We start from the raw sequence: 6187 nt of genomic DNA on the forward strand, positions 1-6187 counted from the left end.
ACGTTGAGAGACTTGCCGTACATCACTGACATACTACTGGCATGTTTGTGGGCGACACAAGTCGCATCGCTGCGAGCCTCGAGCTTCGGCAGGCCGGCGCCGGCGCGCCGCTGGTGCTGATCCACGGCATCCAGGGCACCGCCGATGCGTGGTCGCCCGTGCTGCCCCACCTGCTGCGGCGCCGTTGCGTCGCGCCGAACCTCCCCGGCCGCGGCCTGTCGCCACGCTGGTCGGCCGCCGAGACGCGCACGCACGACGCCTACTACCACATCGACCACTACGCAGACCTCGTGCACGCGCTGCTGCACGGTCTGCGCAGCCGTCACGACGGGCCGGTCGCGCTGGCGGGCTGGAGCATGGGGGTCAGCGTGATCCTCTCGCTGCTGGCGCGCCACGGGCAGGCCGGGATCGACCGCATCGTGCTGGTCTCGGGCACGGCCTGCGCGGTACCGGGCGCCGTGTGGTTTCGCGGCGAGTCGGCCCGGGAGGTCGCCGAGGAAGCGCACGCGCGGGCGCGGCGGCTGGGACTGACCGCCGTCGCCGACGCCGATGCGGTCGCCGCGAGCTGGGCCTCGGTGCGTGCCGCAGACCTGCGCACCGCCGCGCAGGCCGTCACCGTGCCCGCGCTCGTCATCCACGGCGAGGCCGACGACCAGTGCCCGCTGGGGCACGGCCTGTGGCTGGCGAACCACCTGCGCGCGAGCCGGTGGATGCCGCTGCCCGGCGTCGGGCACGCCGCACTGTCGCAGGCGACGACCACCGTCGGCGAGGCGATGCGCGCCTTTCTCGAGGCTTGACACCGCTCGCCACGACTTCTACGATGCCACTGATATGTCAGTCACATGTCATGGAGGTACGAATCATGATGACCGAAAAGCAGCGCCGCTTCCGTGAGCAGTACAAGGGCCGCATCAGCCCCTTCTACAACGGCTTCGTGCACACCGGCGTGATGTTCGCGGTGGGCATCGGGGCGATCTGGTACTGCCTGAACCAGCTCGACAACGCCACCTGGGAGTGGCTGCTCGTGGTGCCGGTGTTCCTCGCCGGCAACTTCATCGAGTGGGCCATGCACAAGTACGTGATGCACCGCCGCATCGACGTGTTCGCGCTGCGGGCCATCTACGAGCGCCACACGCGGGAGCACCACCAGTACTTCACCGACAACGACATCACGATCGACTCGCCGCGGGAGTTCCGCATCGTGTTCTTCCCGTGGCGCGTCCTCATCGTGCTCGGCGTCGCCGGGACGATCCTCGGCTGGATCGCCGCGCAGATCTTCAACCCCAACGCCGGCTACATCCTCTACATCACGATGGTCGGGCACTACCTCGTGTACGAGGTCTTCCACCTGTGCTGCCACGTGAAGGACAACTGGTTCGTGCGCCACATGCCGTTCATCAACACGATCCGGCGCCACCACACCGCGCACCACAACCAGGGAATCATGATGCACAAGAACATGAACCTGACCTTCCCCATCTTCGACTGGATCATGGGGACGAGCGACCTGAACCGCGGCCTGATCGGCACGCTGTTCAACGGCTACGACGAGACCTACATCAAGCCCGAGTTGAAACCCATCGTCGCGCGCTTCCGCAACAGCGACACCCAGGAGCAGCGCGTCACGCTCGATGGCCCGATCCTCACCCCCGAGGAAAAGCAGGCGCTGGCCTGAGCCCTTCCAACCCTCCAGGAGACACACCATGAAACGACGCCACCTCATCGGCACCGGCGTGGCCGGGCTCGGCATGCTCGCCACCGTCGGCGCGCAGGCGCAGACGGGACCCACCTACAACTGGAAGATGGCCACCGGCTGGGCGGGCGGCCCGCTGATGGACATCGGCGCGAAGGCGTTCGCCGAACGCATGGAACTCCTGTCCGGGGGGCGCTTCAAGATCCAGACCTTCCCGGGCGGCGCGCTCGGCAATGCGCTGAAGGTTCCGGAGACCGTCAAGAACGGGCTCGCCGAGTGCGGCCACACCTGGATCGGCTACGACTGGGGCAAGGACCCGACGACGGTGCTGTTCGGCGGCTACGCCGGCAGCTTCGACGCCGAGCGCATGCTGCACTGGCTGTACGAGGCCGGCGGCGCCGAGATGCAGCGCGAGTTCCGCGAAGAGGTCGACGGCGTGGTCTCGTTCCCGCTGTTCATGCGCACCGCGGAGGTCTTCCTGCACTCGCGCCGCCCGGTGCGCACGCTGGCCGACCTCAAGGGGCTGAAGCTGCGCACCGCCGGGGCGTGGCTCGAGATGGCGAAGGACCTCGGCGCAGCCCCGGTCACCACCGCCGGCGGCGACGTGTTCCCGATGCTCGAGCGCGGCGCCATCGACGCGACCGAGTGGGGCACGCTGTGGGAAAACATCTCGCCGGGCTTCTTCAAGGTCGCCAAGTTCCTGAGCTACCCCGGCGTACACCAGCCCTGCGCGCCGTTCGAGCTCGTCATCAACAAGGGCGTGTGGGACAAGATGCCCGCCAACGACCGCCGCCTCGTCGAAGTCGTCGCCAAGCTGGTCACGTTCGAGAGCTGGGCGCGCATCGGTGTCGAGGACGCGAAGGCGTTCGATTTCTACAGGAAGAACGGCGTCACGATGATCGAGCTGGACGACGAGGTGCAGTTCGCGACCCGCAAGCTCGGGCTCGAGTGGGCGGCGAAGACCGCGCAGGAGGGCAAGTTCAAGTGGTTCGCGCGGGTGCACAAGAGCCAGCAGGACTTCGACCTCGCCTGGCGCGACGCCGACAGCTGGCGCAAGGTCAAGGTGCAGAGGGCCTGAGCGTCTCGCGCGGCGCGCGCCCGTGCAGGCGCGCGCCGCTGCCGCGGGTCGCCACGGCCCGCTGACCACAGGGGACATCCGTGAATCACTTCATCGGCCATGCCGAACGGCTGGTCGTGGGCATCGGCACGTTCGCCGCGCTGCTCCTGGTGCCGCTGGTGCTGGCCACCACCTGGGAGGTCGTGGCGCGGTATGCGTACGGCGCGCCGACGATCTGGGCCTACGAAGTCGGCTACACGCTCACCGGCGCGCACTTCCTGCTGGCGCTGGCGTACACCCTGCGCCAGGGCGAGCACATCCGCATCGACGTCCTCAGCGGCAAGATGCCGCGACGGCTGCGCCACGCCGTCGACGCCGTCGTCTACGCCCTCGTGCTGCCGATCCTGGTCTGGCTGGTCGCGACGCTGTGGCGCTACATGAGCGAGGGCTACGCGCGCGGCGAGACGTCCGGCCAGTCGGCGCTCAACCTGCCGGTGTGGCCGTTCCGGCTCGTCTTCTGCGTCGCCTTCGCGACGCTGTGCCTGCAGGTGCTGTGCGAGCTGCTGAAGTCGCTCGCCGCGCTGGCGCAACCTCGGCGGCCGTCGTGATGGAGTACCTGCCGTTCCTGATGCTGCCCGTCGCGTTCGGGCTGATGTTCCTCGGCGTGCAGGTCGCGTTCGCGATGCTGCTGACCGCAACGCTGTTCGGTCTCGTCACCTTCGGCGCGGCGGTCGTCCACCAGTTCGTCGAGAAGATCGACGACCTCGCGTCCAACTTCGTCTTCGCCGCGATCCCGCTGTTCGTGTTCATGGGCGCGGTGCTCGAGAAGTCGGGCATCGCCGACCGGCTCTTCGAGGCGGTGCACATCTGGACGCGGCGCCTGCCAGGCGGGCTGGCAATCGCGACGGTGGTGATGTGCATCATCTTCGCCGCCTCGAGCGGCGTCATCGGCGCGACCGAGTCGATCGTGGGCCTGCTGACGATCCCGATCATGCTGCGCTACGGCTACGACAAGCGGCTGATCAGCGGCGTCATCTGCGCGGGCGGTTCGCTGGGCACGATCATCCCGCCGTCGGTCGTCGTCATCGTGATGGGGCCGCTGGCCAACGTGTCGGTCGGCGACCTGATGTACGGCATGGTGCTGCCCGGGCTGCTGCTGGCCGGCCTGTACCTCGTCTACATCCTGGCGCTGTGCATCGTCAAGCCCGGGCACGGGCCGCGGATCCCGCGCGAGCCCGACGAGCCGGGGCTGGGTCAAAAGCTCGCGATCACGGCCCGCAACCTCGTGCCGCCGCTGGCGATGATCGTCGCGGTGCTGGGCTCCATCCTCGGCGGCGTGGCCTCGCCGACGGAGGCGGCGAGCATCGGCTGCGTGTGCGCGGTGCTGCTCACGGTGATGTACGGCCGCTTCACGTGGGTGGGGATGTACGACGCACTGCTGAAGACGGTGCGTGTGACGGCGATGATCATGGCCGTGCTGCTCGGCGGGACGCTGTTCACCGGCGTGTTCGTCGGCAGCGGCGGCATCGGGCTGGCCAGCACGCTGATCGGCGAGATGAACCTCGGGCCGTGGGCGCTGCTGCTCCTGCTGCTGCTGGTGCTGTTCATCGCCGGCTTCTTCCTCGACTGGATCTCGATCGTCCTGATCTTCCTGCCGATCTTCACGCCGCTGGTGACGGCCGCCGGCTTCGATCCGGTGTGGTTCTGCATCCTGTTCCTCATCATGATCCAGACCAGCTACCTGACGCCGCCGCTGGCGCCCGCGATCTTCTACCTGCGCGCCGTCGCCCCGCCGGAGATCACGATGCGGCACATGTACGCCGGCATGGTGCCGTTCATCGGCCTGCAGCTGATCGTGCTCGCCGCGACGCTGTACTGGCCGCCCCTGGTGACGTGGCTGCCGCAGCTCGCGCTGCAGCTGCGCTGACGACGAGCCGGCCGTGGCGCCGCGAGCACGCAAGCCCGCACAGGACGCACCATGAAGCCCACCCGCGACCCCTTCGCCCTGTTTCTCGGCGCGCACGACGCGATCCGCCACGCGCTGGCACAGCTCGAGCAGCTCGCGGCGTGGCCCGCCGAGACGCCCTACGGCGACGAGCAGCGGGCGTCGGCGTGCGACCTGTTGGGCGTGTTCGAGCAGGTCATCGTGCCGCACCATCGCGAGGAGGAGCGCGAGTTCTGGCCGCTCGTCGCACGCGCAGACGCCACCGCCGAACAGCGCGAGAGCGTCCTGGGCCTCGCGCAGCACCTGCAGGCCGAGCACGAGGAGCTCGAGCGGTTGTGGACGCAGGCGACCCGCTCGCTGCACGGCATCGCGGCCGGCCAGCGCGAGGCGGTGGACGCGCAGGCGCTGCGCCGCCTCGTCGAGGCCTATCGACAGCACGCCCAGCTCGAGGACGAGGTGCTGGTGCCGCTCGCGCGATGCCTGCTGTCGCCCGACGCGCAGGACCGTCTCGCGATCGCGGTCCTGCTGTCGCGGCTGCCGGCCGCGAAGTGGGGCATGGTGTGAGCGGCCATCGGCCGCCCGAGCCGCCCGGCGCCGGGGTCAGACGCCGAGTCGGCGCGCGAGGTCGACGAAGTCGTCGGCGACGAGGTCGAACTCGCCGTCGCTCCACGGCTCCATCGCCGCGCCCGCGCCGCGCTCGAGCGGGCGCGGTATGTAGGCCGTCATCAGGCCGGCGGCGCGTGCCGCGCGCAGGTCGCTCGGGTGCGCCGCGACCATCAGCACCTGCGACGGCAGCAGGTCGAGCAGGCGGCACGCACCGAGATAGACCTCGCGGTCGGGCTTGTAGTGGCCGAACAGCTCGGCGCTGAAGATCGCATCCCAAGGCAGCCCGGCGTGCCGCGCCATGTCGACGAGCAGCCGCACGTTCCCGTTCGACAGCGTCGCGATCGGAAACCGCGCCTTCAGCCGCGTCAGTCCCTCGAGGCTGTCGGCCCAGGGGTCGAGGCGGTGCCAGACGCGGTTGAACTCGGCGGCTTCGGCATCGTCGAGCACGATGCCACGGGCCGCGAGCAGCCGGTCGAGGATGCGCCGGTGCAGGCCGTCGAGGTTGGTCCACGGCAGCGCGCTGCGGCGCACCTCGTTTATCGCCAGCGGATAGCCGGCGCGCCAGTCGTCAGCGAACGCGGCCCAGTCGACGTCGAGGCCGAGGCGCGCGCCGCGCATGCGGCCCTCGGCGATCACGGTCGACCGCCAGTCGACGACGGTGCCGAAGACGTCGAAGACGAGTGCGCCCGGCGCATTCATCGCACGGCCGGCACCCGTGCCGCGCCGTTCGCGCGGCGGCGGGGCAGCTCAACAGGGATGCAGACAGCCATCGGGCAGACCCACGGTCGCGGCCCCTTCTAGGGAAACGCTGATCAAGTCCACCGCATCGTAGTGACATGCGTTGGAGGTGTCGATGCAAGATGCGAGGATGACGATGAAGCAGATG

Annotated in this window: 7 protein-coding genes; 6 read left to right on the forward strand and 1 reads right to left on the reverse strand. The window is 69.3% G+C overall.

Translation table 11 applies throughout. The features are described from left to right. Positions 1-41 precede the first annotated feature (41 nt). The 6 genes from MOJ79_RS14590 to MOJ79_RS14615 all read left to right on the forward strand — a co-directional run bounded on the left by MOJ79_RS14590 (position 42) and on the right by MOJ79_RS14615 (position 5259). Positions 42-797: an alpha/beta fold hydrolase gene (locus MOJ79_RS14590; RefSeq protein ID WP_241924802.1), complete on the forward strand. Its 756-nt coding sequence runs from the start codon at positions 42-44 to the stop codon at positions 795-797. A 65-nt stretch (positions 798-862) separates the two neighbouring features. Then, complete coding sequence (locus tag MOJ79_RS14595; RefSeq protein ID WP_241924803.1) at positions 863-1675, forward strand: sterol desaturase family protein; 813 nt, start codon at positions 863-865, stop codon at positions 1673-1675. 28 nt (positions 1676-1703) lie between these two features. Next, the gene (dctP, locus tag MOJ79_RS14600; RefSeq protein WP_241924804.1) at positions 1704-2771 is read left to right on the forward strand and encodes a TRAP transporter substrate-binding protein DctP; all 1068 of its coding nucleotides are present in this window, start codon (positions 1704-1706) and stop codon (positions 2769-2771) included. 80 nt (positions 2772-2851) lie between these two features. Then, positions 2852-3358, forward strand: coding sequence for a TRAP transporter small permease subunit (locus tag MOJ79_RS14605; protein WP_241924805.1), 507 nt, complete (start codon positions 2852-2854; stop codon positions 3356-3358). Continuing rightward, entirely contained in the window at positions 3358-4677 is a 1320-nt protein-coding gene (locus MOJ79_RS14610; protein WP_241924806.1) for a TRAP transporter large permease, read from the forward strand. Before MOJ79_RS14605 ends, MOJ79_RS14610 begins: the two co-directional genes overlap by 1 nt. A gap of 51 nt (positions 4678-4728) precedes the next feature. Continuing rightward, positions 4729-5259: a hemerythrin domain-containing protein gene (locus tag MOJ79_RS14615; protein WP_241924807.1), complete on the forward strand. Its 531-nt coding sequence runs from the start codon at positions 4729-4731 to the stop codon at positions 5257-5259. Positions 5260-5295: 36 nt separating this feature from the next. Here MOJ79_RS14615 and MOJ79_RS14620 read toward each other — a convergent pair whose 3' ends face one another. Further along, a complete protein-coding gene (locus tag MOJ79_RS14620) occupies positions 5296-6000 on the reverse strand; it encodes a haloacid dehalogenase type II (protein ID WP_241924808.1) in 705 nt (234 codons plus the stop codon). Positions 6001-6187: the final 187 nt, after the last annotated feature.

This window comes from Calidifontimicrobium sp. SYSU G02091, from assembly GCF_022631395.1.
GTDB lineage: Bacteria > Pseudomonadota > Gammaproteobacteria > Burkholderiales > Burkholderiaceae_C > Calidifontimicrobium > Calidifontimicrobium sediminis.

What these genes read in the sequence shown, in the direction of transcription:
- MOJ79_RS14615 (WP_241924807.1), top strand. Translation starts at nt 4,729, where the DNA reads ATGAAGCCCACCCGCGACCCCTTCGCCCTGTTTCTCGGCGCGCACGAC.
- MOJ79_RS14610 (WP_241924806.1), top strand. Translation starts at nt 3,358, where the DNA reads ATGGAGTACCTGCCGTTCCTGATGCTGCCCGTCGCGTTCGGGCTGATG.
- MOJ79_RS14595 (WP_241924803.1), top strand. Translation starts at nt 863, where the DNA reads ATGATGACCGAAAAGCAGCGCCGCTTCCGTGAGCAGTACAAGGGCCGC.
- dctP (WP_241924804.1), top strand. Translation starts at nt 1,704, where the DNA reads ATGAAACGACGCCACCTCATCGGCACCGGCGTGGCCGGGCTCGGCATG.
- MOJ79_RS14590 (WP_241924802.1), top strand. Translation starts at nt 42, where the DNA reads ATGTTTGTGGGCGACACAAGTCGCATCGCTGCGAGCCTCGAGCTTCGG.
- MOJ79_RS14620 (WP_241924808.1), bottom strand. Translation starts at nt 6,000, where the DNA reads ATGAATGCGCCGGGCGCACTCGTCTTCGACGTCTTCGGCACCGTCGTC.